The sequence below is a fragment of the Acidimicrobiales bacterium genome, assembly GCA_035533095.1.
GTDB lineage: Bacteria > Actinomycetota > Acidimicrobiia > Acidimicrobiales > Palsa-688 > DATLUM01.
Genome location: DATLUM010000141.1, coordinates 1 through 23335, shown reverse-complemented (window position 1 = coordinate 23335; position 23335 = coordinate 1). Strand labels below are relative to the sequence as shown.

Sequence of the window (23335 nt, the reverse complement as noted above, 5' to 3'; positions counted from 1 at the left end):
GTCGCTCACGGCAGCCGGGCCCGGTCCGGCGGGGGAGCAGCGAGCTCGTGCCCCAACTCGACCTCTCTTTGGTTGTGCCGCCGGTCCAGCGCGAGCGTCAGCCGGTTGGCCAGGAAATAGGAAACCCCCAGCACGACGATCCCTGCCGCCTCATCGGCGAAGTAGTGGTTCGCCGTGACGACTATGCAGAAGATCGTGGCCAGCGGATAGATGAGCAGGAGCAGCTTCGTCCACCACGCACGCAGTACGGGGAAGAGCGCGACGGCGCACCAGAGTGCCCAAGCGGTGTGGAGGCTCGGCATCGCCGCGTACTGATTGGACACGTGATTGATGGCCCCGGAGGAAAAGTTCCAGAACCCACCGAACTTCTGGAGGGTGTCGACGAAGTGGTAGCTCGGAGGAAGAAGCCGCGGCGGCATGAGCGGGAAGACCGTGAAGCCGATGAGCGCGATCAGGTTGGTGATCGCCAGAGTGTTGCGCCACAGTCGGTAGTGCGCGGGGAACCAGAAGAACATCATCACCAGCACCGCTATGACGACCACGAAGTGCGCGGTCCCGTAGTAGTCGTTCCAGAATCGGATGAACGACCGGTCGTGCAGGAACCAGTGCTGGATCTGCTGCTCGTGGAACACGCCGAGCATCGTCTCGAGACGGATGATCCGCTTCGCGTTGGTGAAGGCCTGCAGGTAGGAGACCGGCTTGGTGCTGCGGATGTCCCGCACGAGCGTGTAGAGGCCGTAAAACACCGCGATTATGAGAATCTCGCGCCACCAGTGCGAGGGCAGCACGGGGCGCGCGCGGTTGGTCGCCGGTTCGTGCTGTGGTTCGGAGGTCTCGGACATGCGCAAGGGGAGGCCGCGGGAGCGCGCTCAGCCTACTGGCGCGCTCGTGGCACCATGGAGGTCATGGACCGCGCATGGGGACGCCGGGTCGTGTTGGCCGCCGTCGCCGCGTTGGGCATAGCGGGCGTGACCGCTTCGGCGATCATGGCGCCCGGCCTGTCGCCCGAAGGCGGTTTCGGACATGCCGTTGCTGCTGCGCAGCCCTCGCCACCGCACCCTGAGAGGTGGGCGGGTGCCAAAAGAGCGGTGGCGTCGTTGGCGGACACGCCGGCGCCGACCCTGATCGCAACGCTGTCCGCCGCCACGCCATACAGCGCTTCTCCCGGCGGCCAGCCCACGGGGACGCTGCCCGCCACCAACCCGTTCGGCGCCCCGGAGGTGTTCGCGGTCGTCGGCCAGCCGGACCCGTCGGGCTGGCTGCAGGTTGAGCTCCCGATCCGGCCCAATGGCAGCCTCGGCTGGATCCCTGCCGCTGGCGTCACGCTCACGCAGACGACCTACAGGGTCGTGGTGAACCGCGCGGCCGACACCCTCACCGTCTTCAACGGGACGGACCAGGTGACGCAGTTTCCCGCCGCCGTCGGCAAACCGTCGTCTCCCACGCCTGCGGGCAACACGTACCTGTGGGAGCTGATCCGGCCCGACAACCCCAACGGCGCCTACGGCCCCTACATCTTCGGCCTCGCGTGGTTCTCCGACACCTACGCAACCTTCAACGGTGGCAACGCCCAGATCGGCATCCACGGACAGGACGAGCCGTGGTCCGTCGGGCACCCCGTTTCGCACGGCTGCGTCCGCCTCGACAACTCGGCGATCACTCAGCTGGCCGGTCTCCTGCCGCTCGGCACCCCCGTCACTATCAGCTAGGACCGGGCAGCTAGGACCGGGCAGCTAGGACCGGGCTCTGGATCAGCCCCTCAGCGGGCTTTGTCGAGGAAGGCCGCCCGATCGACGAGCACCCGGGTCACCTTGCCGGCGGCGACGAGGCCACAGCGGTCGCTGACGCTGACGTTGAAGACGAGGCGCTTCCCCTCGGTCCTCTCGAGCGTCGCCACGGCGACGACGTGGCTACCGACCGCTATGGGTGCGAGGTGGGTGACCTCCACCCTGAACCCCACCGAGGTTCTTCCATCCTCCACCCCGCCTTCGAGCGCCCTGACGGTCGCCTGCTCGCAGAGCTCCACGATCCGCGGCGTCGACAGGACGCGGACGTCTCCGGTGCCAAGGTGGAGCGCGGTGTCCTCCTCGGTGACATCCAGTTCGATCGCGGCGGTGATGCCCGTGTTGACGGCCACGGTTGCCAACGGTACGCGGGTACCCTCCCACTGTTCCAATGCGGTCTGACCGGGCGTCGGACCGCCGGGCCCAACCAGGTGCACTTGATAGGAGAAAAGCTTTGATCGACGAGGCCGTGGTCGAGGGAGTCCTGGCTGCCGCTTTGAGGACCGGCGGTGAGTTCGCGGAGGTCTTCGCCGAGGACCGGCGCGGCACGTCGGCCCGGCTCGACGACGGCCGGGTGGAGGAGCTCACCTCCGGGAGGGAGCGCGGCGCCGGCATCCGAGTGGTGGTAGGCGAGACGACCGGTTTCGCCCACACGAGCGATCTCTCGGAGGCGGGGTTGCGGGCCGCGGCAGAAGCGGCTGCGGCGGCTGCACGCGGCGGGGGAGGTGGCGTACGCACCGTCGCGATGCAGCGAGTTCAGGCTCCGGCGCCCAACTCGGTGTCCGTGCTGCCCGAATCGGTCGCCAAGGCGGACAAGGTGGCATTGCTTCGGCGTGCGGACGAAGCGGCCCGATCCACCGGCGGGTCGATCAAGCAGGTGAGCGCCGTGTACGGGGACAGCCGCCGGCAGATACTCGTCGCCAACAGCGAGGGTGTCCTCGCGTCCGACGACCAGGTCAAGACCCGTTTCGCGGTGAGTTGCGTCGCGAGCGGCGACACCGGTATGCAGACGGGGCGGGAGAGCGTCGGGGCCACTGTGGGGTTCGAGCTGTTCACAGACGTGGACGTCGACGAGATGGCCCGCAGCGCAGGTCAGCGCGCGCTGACGAAGCTCTCCGCACGGCCGGCGCCGTCGGGCAGCCTGCCGGTCGTGATCAAGCGGGGGAGCGGCGGGGTGCTGTTCCACGAGGCGTGCGGTCACGGCCTCGAAGCGGACCACATCGCCAAGGACGTGTCCGTGTTCGCGGGGAAGGTCGGCCAGCTGGTCGCGAGCCCGCTGGTCACCCTGGTCGACGACGGCACGATGGGCCCCGAATGGGGGGCCCTGGCAGTCGACGACGAGGGCCACCCGGCCGGACGGAACGTGTTGATCCAAGACGGCGTGCTCACCGATTACATGTGGGACTGGCTGCGGGCGCGAAAGGAAGGTCGCGCGAGCTCCGGCAACGGGCGGCGAGAGAGCTACCAGCACCTCCCGATGGTCCGCATGACGAACACTTACGTGCTCGCGGGCGACGAGGACCCCGACGAGATCATCCGGCAGACGCCGCACGGGGTCTACGTGGCACAGCTCGGAGGCGGTCAGGTCAACACCGCAACCGGTGACTTCGTGTTCGGCATGACCGAGGCCTACCTGATCGAGGACGGCCACATCACCGAACCGCTGCGCGATGCCAACCTCATCGGCAACGGCCCGGAGGTGCTGCGCAACATCGATGTTGTCGGCAACGACTTCGCCATGGGTCCGCCGGGCACATGTGGCAAGCAAGGTCAAGGCGTCCCGGTTGGCGACGGCCAGCCGACTCTCAGGGTCAGCGCCATGACCGTGGGTGGTACCGCGAGATGAACCAACCGGACACGGAGCTGCTCGCTCTGGCGACACGCGTCGCCGGGTGGGCCCGCGAGGGAGAGCAGGTCGAGGCGTTCGTCGCGCGCGGCCGCGAGACCGAGGTGCAGGTGTTCAGCGGGGAGGTGGAGTCGCTCTCTTCGGCGGAGTCGGCCGGGATCGGCATACGCGTCGTCAAGGGGCCTCGCCAAGGGTTCGCCTACGCGGGATCGCTCGACCCCGCAGTGGTCGAGGAGACTCTGGAAGAGGCGCGCGACAACGCCGGTTTCGCCACCGACGACGAGTTCGTCGGTCTGGCCGAACCCGACGGGGTGGCGCCGGCGCAGCTGGATCTCTGGCGCGACGACCTGGCATCTTTTCCAACCGACCAGAAGGTGTCGCTGGCGATCGAGCTCGAACGTGCGGTCAGGGCGGGCGATTCTCGGATCCGGCAGGTTCAGGCGTCGGAGTGGGGCGATGCCGCCGTCGAGTCCGCGGTCGCGACGAGTACCGGTATACGCGCATCGTCTCGAAGGACCGCCTGCTACCTGTCCGCGTACGCGGTCGCCGGCGAAGGATCGGACACTCAGACGGGCGGCGGGTACAGCGTCGGCCGCAGCCCGGCTGACCTCGACCTCGGCAAGGCGGCCGCCGACGCAGTCGAGCGGGCGACCCGACTCCTCGGCGCGGTCAAGCCGAAGTCGGAGCACCTGACCGTGGTGTTCGAACCGAGGATCACCGCGACGCTCCTCGCCATCCTCGCCGGGACCCTCGACGGTGAATCGGTCCTGAAGGGCAGGTCCCTCTTCGCGAACCGCCTGGGAGAGAGTGTCTCGGTGCCGGCGCTCACACTCGTGGACGACCCCACGGACGCCGACGCGTACGGGGCGACCCCCTACGACGCCGAGGGGCTGGCGACCCGTCGCAACGTGCTGATCGAAGACGGCATGCTGCGCCGCTTCCTGTACAACACCTACTCGGCCCGCCGAGCCGGTACTTCGTCGACGGCCTCCGCCGTCAGGGCAGGATTCAAGAGCGCGCCCGGCACGGGCGCGAGGGCGCTGACCCTCGTGCCGGGCACCTTGTCCCCGGAGCAGGTGCTCGCCGAGGTCGGCGACGGTCTGATGGTCCAGTCGGTGTCGGGTGTGCACTCGGGAGTCAACCCGGTCAGCGGCGACTTCTCCGTCGGGGCGGAGGGTGTTCTCATCCGCGGCGGGGCTCTTGCCGGGCCGGTACGGGAGATCACCATCGCGTCGACCTTGCAGCGGATGCTGGCCGGCGTCGTTGCGATCGGCAACGACCTGGAGCGCCTGCCTTCTTCGGCGTCGGGCGTTACCCTCGCGGTCTCGGACATCGCCATGAGCGGGGCGTAGAGGCAGCCAGACCGGCCGTGCACGTGCATAGGGGCCGGGTCGCCGTAGCCTGGGGACGATGATGTTCTCCCGTCAAAAGCTGCATATGGTCGATCCAGCGGACGCTCTTCCAGGCCGCGCGGAGCCGATGCCCGTCCACGGCGTCCATTTCATCAGCGGCCACCCGCTGAAGGCGCCCTTCCCGGAGGGATTCGGCATAGCCGTGTTCGGGCTGGGGTGCTTCTGGGGTGCGGAGCGCAAGTTCTGGCAGGCCCCCGGCGTGTACGTCACCGCGGCCGGCTACGCCGGCGGCTACACGCCGAACCCGACATACGAGGAGGTCTGCAGCGGCCGCACCGGGCACGCGGAGGTGGTGCTCGTAGTGTGGGACCCGGCCGTCACCTCCTACGACGACCTGCTGAAGATCTTCTGGGAGTCGCATGACCCGACCCAGGGCATGCGGCAGGGCAACGACCAGGGCACCCAGTACCGTTCCGCCGTCTACGCCCTGCACCCGGCCGAGCTCGCAGCAGCCGACGCCTCGCGTGACGCGTACCAAGAGACGCTCGCCGAGGCGGGTTACGGGTCGATCACCACCGAGATCCGCCCGCTGCCCGAAGGCGGGTTCTACTACGCCGAGGACTACCACCAGCAGTACCTGGCCAAGAACCCCGACGGCTACTGCGGCCTGGGCGGCACCGGTGTGGCCTGTCCAATTGGCCTGAACGTTCCCACGACATCGAGCGAGGCCAACCAAGGTCGCTGACAGTCGACAGCCTCCCTACGGAGCGACGCGCCTCGCCTGACATCGCTTGTCGCCGAGCCGAGCGCTTTGGACGACGGCCGACCCGCGGGAATGACGAATCGTTACGAATCTGCCACCTACCCGTGCCCTGACCGCCAGGCCGGCTCGGCAGAATCAACAGCATGGAGGCGGAATGCCCCAGGTGAGCCTGGAGGCGACCATCGACGGTCGAGGCTGGATCGTCCGCTGCGACCGCTGCGGGGTCGTGGAGGCCTACCCGCGCGTCCGCTCCGAAGCTGTCACACGCGTCGTCGAGCACCGACTAGAACACGGCCCGTCCTCCAGCCGTCGCCGAACCCGCCCAGCGACAACTACCAGCAGGCCGGCTAACCTCTGAGAACCAACTGCACCTGGCGCCTCCTGGCTGCCATCTCCGCCTAACCCGGCACGGATGACCGCTGAGTCGTGTGTGACGTTCGCCTCTGCCAGCGACGTTTCGCCGAGGGCTTGGATGGCATGCGAAGACGATGTCGTTCACGGATTCTGTCGATACTGTTCTCGCTGGGCTCGATAGTTCTCGGCGGGGGCTGAGTTCTGCGGAGGCGCGCCGGCGGTTGGATGTTGGTGGAGCGAATGTGTTGCCCCAGCCAGCGGCGCCCGGAGTGGCGACGGTGTTCTTGCGCCAGTTCGCCAGCCCGTTCATTTATATCCTGCTTGTGGCGGCCGGGTTGGCGGTCGTCCTCGGGGAGTGGTCTGACGCGGTGTTCATCGGAGTGGTGGTCACGCTCAACGCGGTCATCGGGACCCTCCAGGAGGCGCGGGCGGAACGGAGCGCGCTGGCGCTCCGCCAGATGATGACCACATCGGCTCGGGTGGTACGAGACGGGGATGTCGTCGAAGTCGACGCCTCGGCGATTGTGCCCGGTGATGTCGTCCTGTTGGCGTCGGGTGACAAGGTTCCCGCCGACGTCCGGCTGCTCGACAGCCAGGATCTGCGTGTGGACGAGTCTCTGCTGACCGGTGAAGCAGCGGCAGTGGCCAAGAATGCGGCTGAGACTCTCTCCGATGAGGTTGGGCTCGCAGACCGGGTGAACATGGCCTTCGCGGGGACCCTCGTCACCCGTGGGCGCGGTGACGGGGCGGTGGTCTCCACTGGACTGGCGACCGAGATAGGTGCGCTCGCTTCCGAGCTCGCGACGCTTCAAGCTGCCGAACCCCCGCTGCTGATGCGCATGCGGCGGTTCACGCACTGGGTGGCGGCGGTCATGGTCGTAGTAGCGGCCGTCTTCGCGGTCATCGAGACAGCAAGGGGCAGTTCGCTGAACGAGGTGGCGCTGGTGGCCATCGCCCTCGCCGTCTCGGCCATACCCGAGGGGCTTCCGGTCGCGCTGACGGTCGCGCTGGCTCTTGCGATGCGCAAGATGGCCGGTCGTCATGTGATCGTGCGGCGCATGGCCGCGGTCGAGTCGCTGGGTTCTTGTACGACGATCGCCTCGGACAAGACCGGGACTTTGACAGTCAACGAGCTAACCGTCACCGACGTCGTCCTCCCGGGCGGTTCCCGCTGGGCCGTGAGCGGTGCCGGCACCGTCCCATTCGGCGACGTCACCCCTGTCGAGGCTCCCGACGTCTCTCGACGCGACCAAGTGGCCAATCTGGCGAGAGCCGGTGCCCTGTGCAACGAGGCAGTCCTCGCTCGCGAGGACTCGGGATGGACCCATCACGGTGACGCGGTCGACGTCGGCCTTTTGGTATTCGCCCACAAGCTCGGTATAACTCGCCCCGAAGCCATCGCCCGGTTCCCTCTGCTCGACGGGATCCCCTTCGAGCCTGAAAGGCGATTCGCGGCCAGCCTCCACCAAACCTCCGACTCCGACACTGCGGACCTGTACGTGAAGGGGGCGGTAGAGACCGTGCTGGCCATGTGCACCCGTCAGCTCGGACCGCACGGACGTCAGCCATTGGCCCATGACGAGGTGCTCGACGTCGCGGAGCAGCTGGCCGCCGATGGTCGCAAAGTCATCGCCGTGGCCTCACGATCCACCCCGGGCGGCGCCGGCCGCCACCTCGAGGACCGGCCACCCCGGGATCTGGTGCTGCTCGGCCTGGTCGCCATGCTCGACCCGCCCCGCCCCGGCGCTCGGGAGGCGGTGGAGGCATGCGCGGCGGCCGGGCTGCGGGTGCTCATGGTCACCGGCGACCACCCCTCCACCGCCTTGGCGATCGCCCGTCAGGTCGGCATCGCGGCCGGGCCGGGCGAGGTAGTCACCGGCCACGACCTGCGCGTCGCCGTACAATCCGGCTCGCCCGCCGAACCGTTTCGCAACTTGGACGCACTGGTTTCGGGGGCGACCGTATTCGCCCGTGTCGAACCGGCCCAGAAGCTAGCGATCGTCGACTCCCTCATCCGGCGGGGGGAGCTCGTGGCGGTGACCGGTGACGGCGCAAACGACGCACCGGCATTACGCCAAGCCCATGTCGGCGTGGCGATGGGGCGCGGCGGCACCGACGTCGCCCGCGAAGCCGCCGATCTCATCGTCACGGACGACAATTTCGTGTCCATCGTGGCCGGTATCGAAGAGGGACGGATCGCCTACGGAAATGTCCGAAAGGTGATCAGCCTGCTGGTATCCACAGGTGCCGGCGAGCTGGTTCTGTTCCTCCTCGCCCTCAGCGCCGGTATGCCGCCACCGCTAACCGCGGTGCAGCTGTTGTGGCTGAACCTGGTGACCAACGGCATCCAGGACGTCGCCTTGGCGTTCGAGCCAGCCGAAGGGCACGAGATGCGCCGCCCCCCCCGACCGCCCAGCGAAGGGGTGTTCAACCGGCTCATGCTCGAACGGATAGCTGTGACCGCGTCGATCGTGGGCGGCGCGGCTTTCGGCATGTACCGCGTCCTTCTCGACGCCGGCTGGACCACGAGCGCCTCGCGTAACGCGGTCATGGTCTTGATGGTCCTGTTCGAGAACGTGATGGTCCTCAACAGCCGTTCTGAGACCCAGTCATTCCTCCGCACCGGTTTCAAGGGGAACCGGCTACTCATCGCCGGCACCCTGGCCGCGCTCGGAATCCACCTCACCGCGATGCACTGGGCCCCGACCCAGCATCTCCTGCAGATCGCGCCGTTGCCCGCCAATACCTGGGGTTGGACCGTACTCACCGCCACAGCCCTCTTCCTGGCTGTCGAAGCCCACAAGGCGATCCGCCGCTTGCGCCGCCGGCAGCGGACCCCAACCCAGCGAGGTGGCTGATTTCGGAGAGAGGCGAACGTCTCTCCCCGAGATGGCTGGGCCGGAAGGTGACCTTTGACCCTTCCGACCGTCACCGATCGGGTTCGAGGCTGGTGGGGATGGAACGGCTACGGGACTGGCTGTGCCCCGCACGGGTCGAGATCCATATGAGGGGTGAGTATGAATCAACGGGTTCGCGTGACGGCAACCCCCGCAGGCTGTGGGCCTGGTGGAGAAGGTTCGTGCCGTGATGACGGGAAGCTCAGGTGCAAGGAGCCGCAACAGTAGGCGGGTGGGGCGATCAGAACCTGGAGGCTCAACGGCTGAGCTTGCCGAACTGCTCGACGATAGGTCGCCGAAGGGGAGCGACCGGTGGGTGCTCTCTTTTCGTGATTTCGATCCGGCCCGGGAGGGGACCCGGGAAGCGCTGCTGACGGTCGGCAACGGGTACATGGCGGCTCGGGGAGCGATGACCCACGTCGGGCCGGATGACATCCATTACCCGGCCGCTTACGTGGCGGGTGTCTACAACCGGCTCACCTCGGAGGTGGAAGGGCGACGGCGCGAGGACGAGTCGATGGTCAACATCCCGAACTGGCTGTCGCTTACCTACCGGTTCGCCGGCGGCGAGTGGTTCGCCAACGGTGAGGGTCGCCTCGAGGATCATGATGTGAGTCTGGATCTGCGCCACGCGGTCCTAACCCGGAAGGCGGTTCTCGTCGACAGCGCAGGCAGGCGCAGCCGGGTCCGCGAGCGGCGCCTGGTTTCGATGGCGGCCCCGCATCTCGCCGCGATCGAGGTTCGGCTCTGGCCGCTCAACTGGTCCGGTCGGCTGGACGTGCGCTCGGTGGTGGATGGCAGGGTCACCAACAGAAACGTCCCCGCCTACCGTCTCCTGGCCGCCCGGCACCTGGAAGTGACCGAGCTCATACACGACGGTGCGGTCGCGGCTGTGGTGGCCGAGACGGTCCAGTCCCGGGTGCGTGTGGCGGTAGCCGCCCGCACCGAAGCGTGGGCTGGGACGGCAGGAGGCCGGCCCGCCGGCCGGGAGATCGAGGAGACCGGACTGGCCGGTCATCAGCTGGAAATCGATGTCGGCTGTGGGGACGAGATCGTCATAGAGAAGGCGGTAGGCGTGGTGACCTCCCGCGACGCCGCTATATCCGAGCCGTCGCAGGCGGCGATCGAAACGGCACGCGACGCCCCTCGTTTCCCGGATGTCCTCGCATCTCATGCCAAGGCGTGGGGCGATTTGTGGCAGCGGTTCGGTATCGACTTCGACGGTGACGGCGGCGCCGGCCTGGCTGTCAGGGTGCACCTGGTGCACCTCCTGCAGTCTCTCTCTCCACACGCCACGATCTTGGACGCGGGGGTTCCCGCTCGCGGCTTGCACGGCGAGGCCTACCGGGGGCACGTCTTCTGGGACGAGCTGTTCGTGTTCCCCCTTCTGAACCTGCGTCTCCCGGAGTTGACCCGGTCTCTGCTCCTTTACCGTTGGCGGCGCCTGCCCCAGGCGCGCCGGCGGGCCCGGCAGCTAGGCTGCAAAGGCGCGTTGTTCCCGTGGCAGAGCGGCTCTGACGGGCGTGAGGAGACACCGGCCGAGTTGTTCAATCCGCGCTCGGGCCGGTGGCTGACTGATTATTCACGACGGCAATACCACATCAATGCGGCTGTGGCGTACAACGTTTGGCAGCACTGGCAGGTGACCGGCGACCTCGGGTTCTTGGTCCGCCACGGCGCCGAACTGCTGGTCGAGTCGGCCCGGTTCTTCGCCTGCCTCGCCGCTCATGACCCGGCCACCGGCCGCTACGACCTGCGCGGGGTCATGGGCCCCGACGAGTTCCACGACGGCTACCCCGACCGGCCGGGCGAGGGCGTGGACAATAGCGCCTATCTGAACGTGATGGCATCGTGGGCGCTGGCCCGGGCCGGCGACGTCTATGAGCTGATCGGTCCGAGCCTCGGCCACGAGCTGTGGGACTCGCTCGGGCTCGCCAAGGACGAGCTGGATCTGTGGGAGCGGGTGGGCCGCGGGCTGCGAGTGCCGTTCCTGCGCAACGGTCTGCTGGCCCAGTTCGAAGGCTACGACGACCTGCTCGAGCTGGACTGGCCCCGCTATCGCGAGCGCTACGGCGACATCGGCCGTCTCGATCTGATCCTCGAAGCAGAAGCAGATTCGACCAACCGCTACAAGGTGTCCAAGCAGGCGGATGCCCTCATGCTCTTCTACCTCTTGTCAGCCGAGGAGCTCACCACCGTGCTGGGTCGAATGGGCTACGACTTCGACACCGAGTCGATCCCGGCCACCGTGGACTACTACCTGGCCAGGACCAGCCACGGATCGACTCTCAGCCGCGTCGCTCATGCTTGGGTCCTGGCCCGGACCGACCGAACCCGATCCTACCGACTCCTCCAACAGGCGCTCACCGCCGATCTGTCCGACGACGGCGGCACCACTAGCCGCGGCATCCACCTCGGGGCCATGGCTGGAACCATCGATCTGCTCGAACGCTGCTACACCGGTCTTGACACCCACGGCGACGTGCTGCGCTTCAGTCCTCTACTGCCCGACGAGATACCCCATCTGAACCTCGTCCTGCGTTACCGCAACCACATCCTCACCATCAACGTGGACCACCGCGAGCTGAGCATCACCTCTGCCACCGGTCCCGCAGCCCCCATAACCATTGGCGTGCGGGAAGACCACGTTCAGCTTCAGGCTGGCGAGTCGGCAACGTTCCGCCTGGTCCCCTCGCGCCGCCGCGCCCGCCGCAGACGTCAGCCGAGTGTCCCCCCACTCTGGGTCGGGGGGCACCTCTGAAGTCTTTGGCTGCGACGAGTCTCCCGTTTGCCGCGGGCAGACTCCTGTAAGGGCGATCGATGTCGCCCTCCGACCTCGGACGCACGCTCGCCTCGCGCTTCATGACTAGTCCGGACGAGGTGGTCCTGGCCTAGCCAGAGGGCGGCCGAAATCACCTCTACGGGCCATCAACTCCTACACAACAGCCGCCGAAAGCCAAGTGCTGGGTTCATTCGACATGTAGCTGTCTAGGGAGGGGTAGCAGTGAGGCTCACCACCAAGAAGTTCGCCGCACTCGGCGCCGGCGCGGCGATGCTCACGCTGCTCGCCGGGCCTGCGTTCGGCTCGTCCGGCGTCGACGTGCTCTACAGCAGTACCGGTGGAACCCGGACGCTGTCTCTGTTCCAGCCGGACGGCACCACACCGCTGACGTCCACGGACCTGTCCTCTGGAACCAGCAACTTCATTGCCAAGGTTCAGGACAGCTCCTATACCAACAATGGGTTCAAGGTGCAGGCGACCATGTCCAACCTGTACGGCTTCGCCAACAACACGTATAACTGCAGCTCGGAGGTTCCGTCGAGCGCGGTGACCCTGTCGTCGCCGACGGGCCTGCTGACCGTCGGCGGCGTGAGCGCCAACCTGACACCCGTCTTCACCGTCGTAGGTACCTTGACCGGTACCAACATCAGCGATCCTCTGCTGCTGACGCCGGTCACCGTGAACAACACGGTCGACGGCCTTCTGCCCGCCTCGCAGAACCCGCTGAGCCAGTCGCAACTGACCGGCAGCACCGCCACCAACCTCATCGGGTCGACTCTTGCCAGTCTCGCGGGCACGCTCCCGGTCAACTTGCCCACCACGGGGCTCGGGGGGAACTTCGCCACCCCCGACGTGCACCCGACCTGCGACACCACCGCGACGGGGGCGACCCCGGTGCAGATCATGGACGGCACCGCTGACCCAACCGGCCTGCTGTCCGACGTGCAGAGCCTGATGACCAGCACCCTCGGTACGAGCAACCCGACCCTCACCCAGTTGATCAACGGCGGCTACCTCACGTCGTCGGACGTTTCGACGATGCTCCAGGGCATCACCGCCCTGGTGGACCAGCTCGGCCTGACAGGTCTCACCAGCGACCTCACCAGCATCGAGAACGTCCTGACAGCGAGCATCACCAGCGTGACGAGCCTGACCGGATCGATAGCCCAGACCGGCTCGTACTCCTCGAGCCCTGATCTTGCGATCAACACCACCAGCATCCCGGCGGGAAGCTACAAGGGCGTCATGACCGTCACCCTGATCGACCAACCCTGATCGACCAGTAAGCCGTGATCACGAGGTTCCGCCTCCTCATCGCCGCAGTCCTCGCTTCGGCCGGCGTGCTCCTTGCGAGCGCGCCGGCTCGAGCGGTGCAGACAACCACGTGGGGTCTCGTCGCCGCCCCCGCGGGCCAGCACCAGAGGACGTCACTGTCACATCCGGCCGACGGGTCCACGGTCCACGACGCGGTGATCGTCTACAACCGCACCGCCCGCCCGGTCACCGTCCACCTCTACGTGCTCGGGACGAACTACGTCAACGGGGGCTACCAGTTCAGCCGTCCGGACACCGGCCTGGCTGCCGGGACGAGCCTCGGCACTCACACCGTGAACCTCGGCCCGTACCAGAAGGTTCGGGTGCCGGTCACGATTCACATGCCCCACGGCATCAAGTCCGCGGCCCTGGCGGGCATCGGGGCTGAGGCTTCGGCAGTCAACGACGGAGATCTCAGCATCGTGCAGCAGCTGGTCGTCCTTGTTAAGGCCAATCCGAGCAGTCACGTGGTGGCGCCACTGGCAAAGGACCTCTTCCCCTGGGCGTTGATCGCCATCGGCATCCTGGTCGTGGTGGCTGTGCTGGTGGAGCGCGAGCGCCGGCGCGCGAGGCGATTCAAGGGCCCCTTAGCGGCGCCGGTGGTGGCGTAGGAAGATGAGTCAGTCAGGGGCAACCGGCATCAGCGGATCGCCGGGACAGGTAAGCGTCACGTTGACGATCGGCCATCCCACGGTGGACCCGCCCACGGTGACGCATCCGAGCGTGGCCGGGCCCCCGCCTCAGCTGCCGATGACCGGTGTCCCGCTGGCCGCCGAGATCGACGTGGCGTTGCTCGCGGTCGTGAGCGGCGCATTGATCGTGCGCCTCACCGCAGGTGGAACGCGCGAACTCCTTGGTCTTCTTCGGCGGGCTCACGCCGGCCCAACCAGCTGAAGGGCCACTCGACGCGGGCCAGCACCAACGTTGCGATGATCGCCCACGGAACGCCGACGGCGAGTCCGAACACGATGTCGCTGAACCAGTGCACCCCGAGGACGAGCCGGGAGCCCGCTACTGCGAGCGCGGCGAGCACGCCGATCACCCACGGCCACCACATCCGCCAGGTCACCGCGGCGAGCCCACCGAGGCACACGAGCACCGCGGCGGCCCCCGAAGCGTGGCCCGACGGAAACGACCAACTCGTCTCGTGCACCCCCGCAATCGCGTGCGGAGCGGGATAGTTGGCGGTCGACGGGCGCGGTCGGTGCATGTACAGCCGCGTCACGTACACGAACGCCTCACCGCCGATGTACCCCGCGAGAGGGATCAGCGCCCGGATCTGCAGGCGGGCGAGCAGCAGGATGACTGTTATGACGGCAACGATGCCGCCGAGCGGCCCGGCGTCGAGAACCTTGGCGATGATCTTCGACGCCGTCACCATGTGGGCGCGGTGATCCCAGAACCAGCGCTCGACCGTGTTGTCCCACCCCTGGATCGGCCCGCCGCCGTGGCGGTGCACCACCGCGAGCCCGAGGACGGCCAGCACTCCGGCGAGGACGACGAAGACTGCTAGCAGCACGCCGCCGGCGCGTACTACCTGCTCCCAGGCGGAGCGAGCCGGTCGGTGGAGAGGTTGGTGGGTCGCTGTTGACACGACCCCAGACGCTAGACCAGGGCGCCGGCCGTGATCAGGACGCAGCGGCGCCCGACGACGAGCCCGAAGAGGACGGTGCCTCAGAAGACGAGGATCCCGTCGACGAGCCAGAAGACGGCGAGGCCGACGACGGGGAGCCTGACGACGACTCCGACGAGGACGACGAGGTCGAAGCCGTTTCGGTCTTGGAGGCGGTCTTCGTGGCTGAGGTGCGGCTGTCTGTCTTGTAGAAGCCGGTTCCCTTGAACGCTATGCCGATGCTCCCGAAGACCTTGCGAAGGCTGCCGCCACAAGCTGGGCAGGTGGTCAGCGCCTCGTCCTTGAACGACTGCACGACTTCCAGATGCTCACCGCACGACTTGCAGGCGTATTCGTAGGTAGGCATGGAGTATCCGGTTCTCCTGAGGGCGTTAGCACTCGAGCTTTACGAGTGCCAAGTGTATCCCAATCCGGGCTTCCGGTAGTTGGAGAGCTACGGCTCTGGGGCAGGTCGGGGTGGTAGAACTGCCTGGCATGTCGAGCCCCGTCAAGAAAGCAGTCATCCCAGCCGCCGGCCTCGGCACCCGCTTCCTCCCGGCGTCCAAGGCGCAGCCCAAGGAGATGCTGGCGCTGGTCGACAAACCCGCCATCCAGTACGTCGTAGAGGAGGCGGTCGCCGCGGGGATCACGGACATTCTGATCATCACCGGGCGCGGGAAGAGGAGCCTGGAGGATCACTTCGACCGGTCGTTCGAGCTCGAGTACTACCTCGAGCGGGCCGGCAAGGAGGAGGACCTCGCCCAGATGCGTTCGATAGCGGACATGGCCGATATCCACTACGTCCGCCAGGGCGAGCCCCGAGGCCTCGGCCACGCGGTGTCCGTCGCGCGCGAGCACGTTGGCGGCCAACCGTTCGTGGTGATGCTCGGCGACGACATCATGCACGAGAAGTCCGGGATCCTGGCCGGCATGCTCTCGGCGCACGAGCGGACGGGGGCCAGCGTCCTCGCGTTGAAGCGGGTGGCTCGCGAGGAGATCTCGCTCTACGGAAGCGCCGAGACGGAACCCGCCGGAGAGAACCTTGTCCGCGTCCACGACATCGTCGAGAAGCCGGCCCCGGAGGATGCCCCGTCGGACCTTGGCGTGATGGGCCGCTATGTCCTCACTCCCGCGATCTTCGACGCGATCGAGGAGACCCCCGCGGGAAGGGGCGGCGAGATCCAGCTCACTGACGCGATCAAGCGGCTCCTCGCCACCGAGCACGTCTACGGATACACCTTCGAGCACGGGCGCTACGACGTCGGCAACAAGCTCGACTTCCTCAGGGCGACGGTTGAGTTCGCCCTGGAGCGCGAGGACCTCGGCCCCCAGTTCCGCGCGTACCTTCGCCGTCTCTTGGACACGGAGAGCGACGCTTGATCGCTCTGGACGACGCGGTCGCCGAGGTCTTGGAGGCGTGCAGGCGGCTGCCGGCGAAGTCGTTGTCGGTCGGCGAGGTGCTCGGCCACGTGCTCGCCGAGGATGTGCGCGCTGCCGACCCGGTGCCACCGTTTGCCAACAGCGCCATGGACGGATACGCGGTGCACGCCGCTGACATCGCGTCCGCCACACCGGAGCGCCCTGCACGTTTGAAGGTGATCGGAACACTCGCGGCCGGCCACGTTCCCGACACCGCGGTCGGTGGGGGAGAAGCGCTTCGGATCATGACGGGCGCTCTTTTCCCACAAGGAGCCGACACCGTGGCGATCGTCGAGAACACCAGAGCCGACGGAGACCACGTCCTCGTGTTCGCGTCGTCCGCTCCCGGCGATCACGTGCGCGGGGCCGGCGAGGACATCGCCGCCGGGGCGGAGGTCTTCTCGCCGGGAACGGTCCTGGGTCCCGGTCACGTCGGCGTGTTGTGCAGCGTCGGCCGGGAAAAGACACAGGTCATCCCGCTGCCCACCGTCGGTGTGCTCTCGACCGGTGACGAGCTGGTCGAGGCAGGCGGAACGCTGCAACCGGGTCAGATCCGGGACTCCAACCGCCGGACGCTCACGTCGCTTCTTTCTCGTGACGGCTTCCGTGCCGTCGATCTCGGGATCGCGCCCGACGATGAAGCCGAGATCCAGCGCCGATTGATCAGTGCGGCATCAACTTGCGACGCGATCCTGACCAGCGGCGGTGTCAGCATGGGCGACTTCGACTATGTGAAGGCCGTGCTCGACAGGATCGCCTCGATGCGTTGGATGCAGATTGCGATCCGGCCCGCCAAGCCGTTCGCGTTCGGCTTGCTCGGCGATGTCCCCGTCTTCGGGCTCCCGGGAAACCCCGTGTCGTCCATGGTCAGCTACGAGCTTCTCGCGCGCCCCGGCCTGCGCAAGCTCGCGGGATTCGCCGATGGCAGCTTGCGCCGTGAGGTCGTGCCGGGAGTGGCCGACGACGCTTGGACGGGTGCAACCGACGGCAGGACGAGCTTCGTGCGCGTGGTGGCGTCGTTCGGTGACGAAGGCCGGCTTCACGCGAAGGGGGCAGGTGGGCAGGGGTCTCATCAGCTGCACGCGATGTCGTTGTCGAACGCTCTCGCGGTGATCGAGCCCGAAACCGCTGTCCGGCCGGGAGATCCCGTCCGCTTGATGCTGCTGGGCGCTTAGGCTGCTATCGGTGGCCGTCCCGCTCATCGACCCGTACGACCGCACGGTCCGCGATCTGCGGATCTCCGTCACGGACCGCTGCAACTTTCGCTGTACGTACTGCATGCCGAAAGAAGGCATGCAGTGGCTGCCCCGCGAGGAGGTGCTCTCCTACGAGGAGATCACCCGCGTCGCGCGTGTCTGTGTGGATCGGTTCGGTTTCGAGAGCATCAGGATCACCGGCGGTGAGCCGACCGTGCGCGCGCACCTGCCGGTCCTGGTCGAGCGGCTGGCCTCGCTCGGTGTCGACATCGCCATGACCACCAACGGAGCCACCCTCGCGCACCAGGCGGCGGACCTGGCCCGCGCCGGTCTCAAACGGATCAACATCTCGTGCGATTCGCTGAGGCCGGATCGTTTCGCGGAGATCACCAGCCGCGACGCTCTCGACTCGGTGCTCGCCGGCATAGACGCGGCTCTCTCCGTCGGGCTTCACCCGGTCAAGGTCAATTGTGTCCTCGTCCGGGGGGTCAACGACGACGAGATCCTCGACTTCGCCTCCTTCGGCCGGGACCGTGGAGTGGAGATCAGGTTCATCGAGTGGATGCCTCTGGACGCGGGCGGGACCTGGACCGGAGATCGGGTCGTCCCCGCGTCCGAGATCATCGCCGCCATCGACGCGCGCTGGTCTCTTGTCGCACCCGACGGGTCCGCGGCGCGCGACGCCGCGCCGGCCGAGACCTACCGGTATGCGGACGGTTTGGGGGCCGTTGGCGTTATCGCCAGCGTCACCCGTCCGTTCTGCGACTCGTGCGACCGTGTACGCCTCACGGCCGAGGGCCAGCTGCGCAACTGCCTGTTCGCGGTGCGGGAGACGGATCTCCGTGCCGTTCTACGGGGTGGGGGCAGCGACGACGACCTCGCTGCGGCGATCGAGGCCGAGGTCGGCCGCAAATGGGCAGGGCACTCCATCGGGCAGGTCCAGTTCATCCGGCCCGCCCGGAGCATGAGCCAGATCGGGGGCTGAGACCCGGCTTCCCGTCCGTCGTCTTCAGCACCAACAGGAGCGGCGCACGTCACATGTCTGTAAACTTCAGCGCATGTCCGACCGTGGCCTGACCCACCTCGATCCGCTTGGGCGGGCACGGATGGTAGATGTGACCCCCAAGGATGCAACCCACCGTAGGGCGATCTCCCGCTGCCGGGTCTACATGAAGCCGGAGACGACGGCGAAAGTGGCGAGCAACGCGATCACCAAGGGCGACGTGCTCGGCGCGGCCCGGATCGCCGGCATCCAGGCGGCGAAGCGCACCGCGGACCTGATCCCGCTCTGCCACCCGCTTCTGGTTGGTGCCGTCACGATCAACTTCACCATCGGCGACGACCACGTCGAGGTCGAGACGCAGGTCGAGACCGTCGACCGCACAGGTGTCGAGATGGAGGCGATGACCGCGTGCTCCGTCGCGGCGCTCACCATCTACGACATGTGCAAGTCCGCCGACCGCTCGATGGTCATCGGCGACCTTGCTCTGTGGGAGAAGACCGGCGGTCGCAGTGGTCACTGGCGCCGCCCTGTCACCGACGCGGACGACCCGCTCAGCAACCCGCTCGTCAACACCTCCGCCAACCCGGTCCTGGACCTCAACTCCCCGCTCGGCGGATCGGTGACCCGTGCCGGCAGCGAAGCGGATCCGTTCGTCTGAGAACCCTGGCGGGACCCGGGGCGATTCGTACGGCTTGTCCGGCACTCCGTCCCTGGTCAGAGGGCAAGTTTGGCCATCCGTCTGGCGGGCGGCACCTATCCACGGGTAACGTTTCCTAAACGTTGGCTGAGAAAGAAAGCCAGATCGTTCCCGTACCGGCCGGACCCCGGGTCAGGTGCACTGGAGTTGGCATCCACCACTCTCGGCGCGCCGAGTCCTACGGTCCCCTATAGCGAAAGTAGGCCGAGGAGTCTTGACTACTGTGGTTCTGCTGGTTCTGGCCATTATCTGGGGCGTCCTCCTGGTCTCGTGGCTGCGTTCACGGACCGAGGGCACCTTCTCCGACTCGGTAGGGACCTTCCGCCGGCACCTGACCGTGCTCGAACGAGCGACGCCTCCCGTCGTCGCCCCCGCGAATCGCCTCCGCAGCGGTCCGGTGGCCGGCCGCGCGACCATCCCCCCGTACCGCCCGCCGGCCCGCATTCCGGGCCAGAACCTCGCGCAGCCGCGTCCTGGCGCCGCCCCGGCGGCCCGGCCCGCGCAGTCCCGCCCCCAGTCGTCGGCCGCCCGCCGGCGGTCGCAGAAGCGCCGGCGCGACGTGTTCTTCGCGCTGCTCGCCGGAGTTCTCGGCTCCTTGCTGTTGAGCGTCGTGTCGAGCGTGTCGGCGATGTGGACCGTGCAAGTCGTGTTCGACCTGCTGTTCACCGCGTACGTCGCGCTTCTAATCCGCTTGCGAAACCTGGCCGCCGAGCGGGAGCTGAAACTCACCTTCATGCCTCAGACTGCGCGCCCCGCCCGCCCGCGCCCCGCCTACGACATGGGCGCATCCGGCTACGGCGACCTGGACCTGCGCCGCGCTGCCAACTGACCCAAAGACTTCAGTGAGTCAGGGCTCGCCGCCCGATCTTCCAAGCCGGATCGACCAGGCACGCGAGCGGCTGGACGCGGTCAACGCCGCCCGCGAGTCCGGGCTCGGGGCGTGCCGGCGGACGATCCGTCTGGCGAGCAGTGCCATCCGGGCGGTGCACAGGCGGGATCCCGAAAGGGCGGCCTCTTTGACCGCCGACTGCGAATCGGCGCTGAGGGAGGCCCAAAACGCGCTCGCTCCCTTCCCGATGGTCGCCTACGCCGGCTTTCTTCACGACGCCGAGAAGGAATACGCAGAGGCGGTCCTCACCGCCCGTCTCGTGAGCGCTGGCGACCTGCCCGGCTGGGACGAGCTTCAGGTCGGTCTGCCCGCATGGCTGAACGGCCTGGCGGAGGCCGCGTCCGAACTGCGCCGGCACCTGCTCGACAGGCTGCGCGCCGGCGAGACCGACATGGCCGAGAGGCTCCTCGCCCAGATGGAGGATGTCTACGAGGCCCTCGTCGTAGTGGACTACCCCGACGCCGTGACGGGTGGGCTGCGGCGGACCGCCGACGCGCTGCGAGCGGTCCTCGAGCGCACCCGCAGCGACGTCACCACGACCCTGCTGCAAGTGCGTCTCCAAGAAGCCCTCGAGCAGCGGGCCAAGGAGGAACGGGCGTAAAGAGCATCGCAGAATTGCCTCCTATGGCGCGATGCTCTTTGACGCTGCGCGCTAGCCTGAAGCTTCCCGTACGGGGGTGTAGCTCAGCCCGGAAGAGCGCTACGTTCGCATCGTAGAAGTCGCCGGTTCAAATCCGGTCACCTCCACAAAAGTCCTGGTGGAAGCGATATTTGGGATCGCCAAAAGATCGTTTGACTTCTACGTTGGAGGTTGAGATTCGCATCCTTGCAGCCTGCTGGGGTAGTGGACTTGGTGTGTTCTCGGGCGTATTGATGTAGCCCGACAAGGGAAGACGGGCTTATCGTCCCGGCCGGCTCAGTCAAATGAGACACGGTAAGACACGCCGGATGGCGTCCCGCGGGCATGGTGGTCGACGCGAGCGACGATTCGATGCCGTCGGTCGCCGCTGTTCCTCAGCTTCGAATCGGTAGTGCGGCAGTGAATTCGGCGATGGCACCGACAGCGCGACGCTCGAGTTGGGGTTCCTCTCGGGCGTCGGTTGCCAAGAATCGTGCGTAGCTGCGGGCACCGACGCGGTCACCTGCCGCGAAGGCGTCGCGGATCGCTTCAAGGGCGGCAACTACTTCAGAGCGCTGGAAGACGGGGCGTTGTGAGAAGGATTGGGCCGCGGCGGTTGGGCCGCCTGGCCAGCTTTCGATGAGCCAAACGATGTCATAGGCGTCCTTCGGTTTGTCGCGGCCGCGCAACGCATCGATCTTGGCCGTCAAGAACGCCAGTGGCCCAGTAACGCGAAGGTCCATGTCGAGCATCCCCTTGTTCTCCGGCAGGACTACCGAAGGGTGGACGACCTCGATGTCGGTGGTCAGCAGTTCGCCGGCGTCGAGTGCGAGAGCCGAGAGCCGACCGCCGAAGTTGTGCTTGCCTGTCGGGTTGTCTGAGCGGGCTGGCCGGAACACGCGGCCTGCCGGGCGCTGTTCGCCAGCCGGACAGAAGAACTCGACGGTGAGCCCAATATCCGCGTGACGCTGCCAGCGAAACGAGGCGTCGCCTTCGCGGAACCCGAGGCTCCTGAGGACCGTCTCGATCCGCTCGTACGCTTCCGTGTCGCCCTCCACAAGGGCGACACTCAGGCACAGGTCAATATCCGCGGTGCCGACATGCGGTTCGATCCCGGGGTCGAGGACCGGCACCAACAGTCCAGGGACGAGGCCACCGATGAGAACAACGTGGCGTGCCATAAACCCGAGAGCACGTACGAGGTCGGCGGCTACGCCGACTAGCGCCCCGGCGACATCCGAGTCGTAGCCTGCGACGTGCTGTCCGTCAGGCTCGTTCAAGGACTTGCTCCCTGAAGAGTTGGGCGGCATCAACGTTGCGCCCGCCGTGTCGTTGGAGATCCAACCACACCCGTATTGGCGGAGCGACACGGACCCCATCAACCTCCGACGCGCTGAACGTTCCGACCTCGCCGATGTCTCTCCACACGTCTACGTTCATGCCCCGGCCAGCATCGTCTGCCTCGAGGTGTTCAAGGCCCAGGCGCGCCAGTGCCTCGATGGGTTGAAGACCGCCGACACGGATCTGTGTGACGACAATACGGCTTAGCACCGGTATGCCGAGCAGGCTGCTCGCCGCAGCGCCGGTCACGGCGTACGCAACTCCGGTGGCGGCGGCTCGTTCAGCGAAGCGCCGGGCGACTTCAGCCTGGGTGCGGCCGTAAAGATAGGTAGCAGAAGCGGGGGGGCGGCGACGGGCGCCGTCTACGACCGCGAGCCAATCCAGGGCGGCTCGGCGATCATCGACCACCCGGCGTTGCTTGGGCCCCTTCCCGACAGCGTGAACCAGCCGCTTCTGTTCCATGGCGCGAAAGACGTTGTGAGCTTGGCCGACTGAGATCGCGGCTCGTTCGGCCAGCCGATTGACAGTCCACTCATCTTCCGCGCTGGCGAGCAGGACCTGGACAGCGCGAATGCCGGCAGGGCCAAGATGAGGGTCGTCCGGTCCGGTGCTCCTACTGGCCGCAAGCCGGCGGCCTCCGTGATCGACGTGCACGAGCATCCCGGGCCAGCGCAGGTGCAGCGCCCCGCGGCCGTCGCACCACGACAGTCCTGCAACTTCGATCGCGTCTCGCTCGTTGTAAGGGATCGACCGCGCAGCGACCAAGCCGACCGCCCCTCTGGGCAGCGTTTCAGCGAGGCGTCGGGCGGCGCTGCCCGGATCGGAACCCGACGACGGTCGCGGCAGTACCATGAGCGGACGGTGCTGGCCGTTGATCATCACCTCGGCCTTGGCGTCCGGGATCACGTTGACTTCGGGAACGGCAGAGAAGATGCGCCCGTACCGATCGAGTTCAGCCCGCTCGAGTTTCACCGTGACCTTCACTATTTCGTATCCTTCACTACGCACTGAAAACTGTCAATGAGTGAAGGGTAGCATCTAGGCGTCAGGGTGCTATCCCTAGCTTTAGAGGTCTTTAGAGTCTTTAGAGCTTTTAGAGTTAACGGGACCCCGAGCGAAATGCGTCCCGCTCGGCGCCGCCGAGTGCACGGCAGAGGTGACCCGTCGACCGATCCGCCCTGATCCCACACGGCGATCTTCGCCAAGGTCGTCAGGGTGGAACATATGTTCGTCAGTGTCCGATTTCCGCTAGTGTTCGTGTCTCAACGTGTCTCAATGGGTGCCTTTCCGGGCCCATCGATGCCCGGCAGTGCCCTCGCACACCCCCCCTGACCTGCAACTTCGTGCTTTTGCGCTAGGGGGAAGGGGTCCAAAAAGAACGTTCGCATCGTAGAAGTCGCCGGTTCAAATCCGGTCACCTCCACCAGAGCAGACTTCGTGCAAACAGACGCCCCCATTTGGTGCGTC

Annotated in this window: 19 protein-coding genes, 1 tRNA gene and 2 pseudogenes; 16 read left to right on the top strand and 6 right to left on the bottom strand. The window is 67.1% G+C overall.

The window, feature by feature from the left end:
- Positions 1–5: 5 nt before the first annotated feature.
- Positions 6–842 carry a phosphatase PAP2 family protein gene (locus VNF71_16635; GenBank protein HVA76181.1) on the bottom strand — a complete coding sequence of 279 codons (837 nt, stop codon included), beginning with the start codon at positions 840–842 and terminating at the stop codon, positions 6–8.
- Positions 843–905: 63 nt separating this feature from the next.
- Here VNF71_16635 and VNF71_16630 point away from each other — a divergent pair, with 63 nt between their 5' ends.
- Positions 906–1709, top strand: a complete 804-nt coding sequence (locus VNF71_16630; protein ID HVA76180.1) for a L,D-transpeptidase family protein — start codon at positions 906–908, stop codon at positions 1707–1709.
- Between the two features lie 50 nt (positions 1710–1759).
- Here VNF71_16630 and VNF71_16625 read toward each other — a convergent pair whose 3' ends face one another.
- Positions 1760–2137: a hotdog domain-containing protein gene (locus VNF71_16625; protein ID HVA76179.1), complete on the bottom strand. Its 378-nt coding sequence runs from the start codon at positions 2135–2137 to the stop codon at positions 1760–1762.
- 101 nt (positions 2138–2238) lie between these two features.
- On the opposite strand from VNF71_16625, the gene VNF71_16620 reads away from it, so the two are divergent.
- From VNF71_16620 to VNF71_16590, 7 genes are all read left to right on the top strand, one after another.
- Positions 2239–3630: a TldD/PmbA family protein gene (locus VNF71_16620; protein ID HVA76178.1), complete on the top strand. Its 1392-nt coding sequence runs from the start codon at positions 2239–2241 to the stop codon at positions 3628–3630.
- Entirely contained in the window at positions 3627–4982 is a 1356-nt protein-coding gene (locus VNF71_16615) for a TldD/PmbA family protein (protein ID HVA76177.1), read from the top strand. Before VNF71_16620 ends, VNF71_16615 begins: the two co-directional genes overlap by 4 nt.
- 58 nt (positions 4983–5040) lie before the next feature.
- Positions 5041–5727 (top strand): peptide-methionine (S)-S-oxide reductase MsrA, encoded by a 687-nt coding sequence (gene msrA, locus VNF71_16610; GenBank protein ID HVA76176.1) that lies wholly within the window; start codon positions 5041–5043, stop codon positions 5725–5727.
- 506 nt (positions 5728–6233) lie between these two features.
- On the top strand, positions 6234–8957 hold the full coding sequence (locus VNF71_16605; GenBank protein ID HVA76175.1) for an HAD-IC family P-type ATPase: 2724 nt from the start codon (positions 6234–6236) through the stop codon (positions 8955–8957).
- Positions 8958–9312: 355 nt separating this feature from the next.
- Positions 9313–11757 carry a glycosyl hydrolase family 65 protein gene (locus VNF71_16600; protein HVA76174.1) on the top strand — a complete coding sequence of 815 codons (2445 nt, stop codon included), beginning with the start codon at positions 9313–9315 and terminating at the stop codon, positions 11755–11757.
- Between the two features lie 243 nt (positions 11758–12000).
- Complete coding sequence (locus VNF71_16595) at positions 12001–13053, top strand: hypothetical protein (GenBank protein ID HVA76173.1); 1053 nt, start codon at positions 12001–12003, stop codon at positions 13051–13053.
- 14 nt (positions 13054–13067) lie between these two features.
- The gene (locus VNF71_16590; protein ID HVA76172.1) at positions 13068–13703 is read left to right on the top strand and encodes a hypothetical protein; all 636 of its coding nucleotides are present in this window, start codon (positions 13068–13070) and stop codon (positions 13701–13703) included.
- Positions 13704–13918: 215 nt separating this feature from the next.
- Here the strand turns inward: VNF71_16590 and VNF71_16585 are convergent, their stop codons facing one another.
- On the bottom strand, positions 13919–14686 hold the full coding sequence (locus VNF71_16585) for a phosphatase PAP2 family protein (GenBank protein HVA76171.1): 768 nt from the start codon (positions 14684–14686) through the stop codon (positions 13919–13921).
- Here VNF71_16585 and VNF71_16580 point away from each other — a divergent pair.
- Positions 14680–14916: a hypothetical protein gene (locus tag VNF71_16580; GenBank protein ID HVA76170.1), complete on the top strand. Its 237-nt coding sequence runs from the start codon at positions 14680–14682 to the stop codon at positions 14914–14916. The genes VNF71_16585 and VNF71_16580 overlap by 7 nt on opposite strands.
- Before the next feature lie 14 nt (positions 14917–14930).
- Here the strand turns inward: VNF71_16580 and VNF71_16575 are convergent.
- A pseudogene (locus VNF71_16575) lies at positions 14931–15071 on the bottom strand (FmdB family zinc ribbon protein).
- Positions 15072–15199: 128 nt separating this feature from the next.
- Between VNF71_16575 and galU the strand changes: the two are divergent.
- The 7 genes and pseudogenes from galU to VNF71_16540 all read left to right on the top strand — a co-directional run bounded on the left by galU (position 15200) and on the right by VNF71_16540 (position 20655).
- The gene (galU, locus tag VNF71_16570; protein HVA76169.1) at positions 15200–16084 is read left to right on the top strand and encodes a UTP--glucose-1-phosphate uridylyltransferase GalU; all 885 of its coding nucleotides are present in this window, start codon (positions 15200–15202) and stop codon (positions 16082–16084) included.
- Positions 16081–17298: a gephyrin-like molybdotransferase Glp gene (glp, locus tag VNF71_16565; protein ID HVA76168.1), complete on the top strand. Its 1218-nt coding sequence runs from the start codon at positions 16081–16083 to the stop codon at positions 17296–17298. Before galU ends, glp begins: the two co-directional genes overlap by 4 nt.
- A 10-nt stretch (positions 17299–17308) precedes the next feature.
- Complete coding sequence (gene moaA, locus VNF71_16560) at positions 17309–18304, top strand: GTP 3',8-cyclase MoaA (protein ID HVA76167.1); 996 nt, start codon at positions 17309–17311, stop codon at positions 18302–18304.
- A gap of 73 nt (positions 18305–18377) precedes the next feature.
- Positions 18378–18869: pseudogene (moaC, locus tag VNF71_16555) on the top strand (cyclic pyranopterin monophosphate synthase MoaC).
- Positions 18870–19233: 364 nt separating this feature from the next.
- Positions 19234–19848, top strand: a complete 615-nt coding sequence (locus VNF71_16550) for a hypothetical protein (GenBank protein ID HVA76166.1) — start codon at positions 19234–19236, stop codon at positions 19846–19848.
- Positions 19849–19861: 13 nt separating this feature from the next.
- Positions 19862–20509 carry a hypothetical protein gene (locus VNF71_16545; GenBank protein HVA76165.1) on the top strand — a complete coding sequence of 216 codons (648 nt, stop codon included), beginning with the start codon at positions 19862–19864 and terminating at the stop codon, positions 20507–20509.
- 72 nt (positions 20510–20581) lie between these two features.
- Positions 20582–20655: transfer RNA gene (locus tag VNF71_16540), tRNA-Ala, on the top strand.
- 267 nt (positions 20656–20922) lie between these two features.
- Here the strand turns inward: VNF71_16540 and VNF71_16535 are convergent.
- Both VNF71_16535 and VNF71_16530 read right to left on the bottom strand, forming a co-directional pair.
- Positions 20923–21807 (bottom strand): hypothetical protein, encoded by an 885-nt coding sequence (locus VNF71_16535; protein ID HVA76164.1) that lies wholly within the window; start codon positions 21805–21807, stop codon positions 20923–20925.
- Positions 21794–22852, bottom strand: a complete 1059-nt coding sequence (locus tag VNF71_16530) for a hypothetical protein (protein HVA76163.1) — start codon at positions 22850–22852, stop codon at positions 21794–21796. Before VNF71_16530 ends, VNF71_16535 begins: the two co-directional genes overlap by 14 nt.
- Positions 22853–23335: the final 483 nt, after the last annotated feature.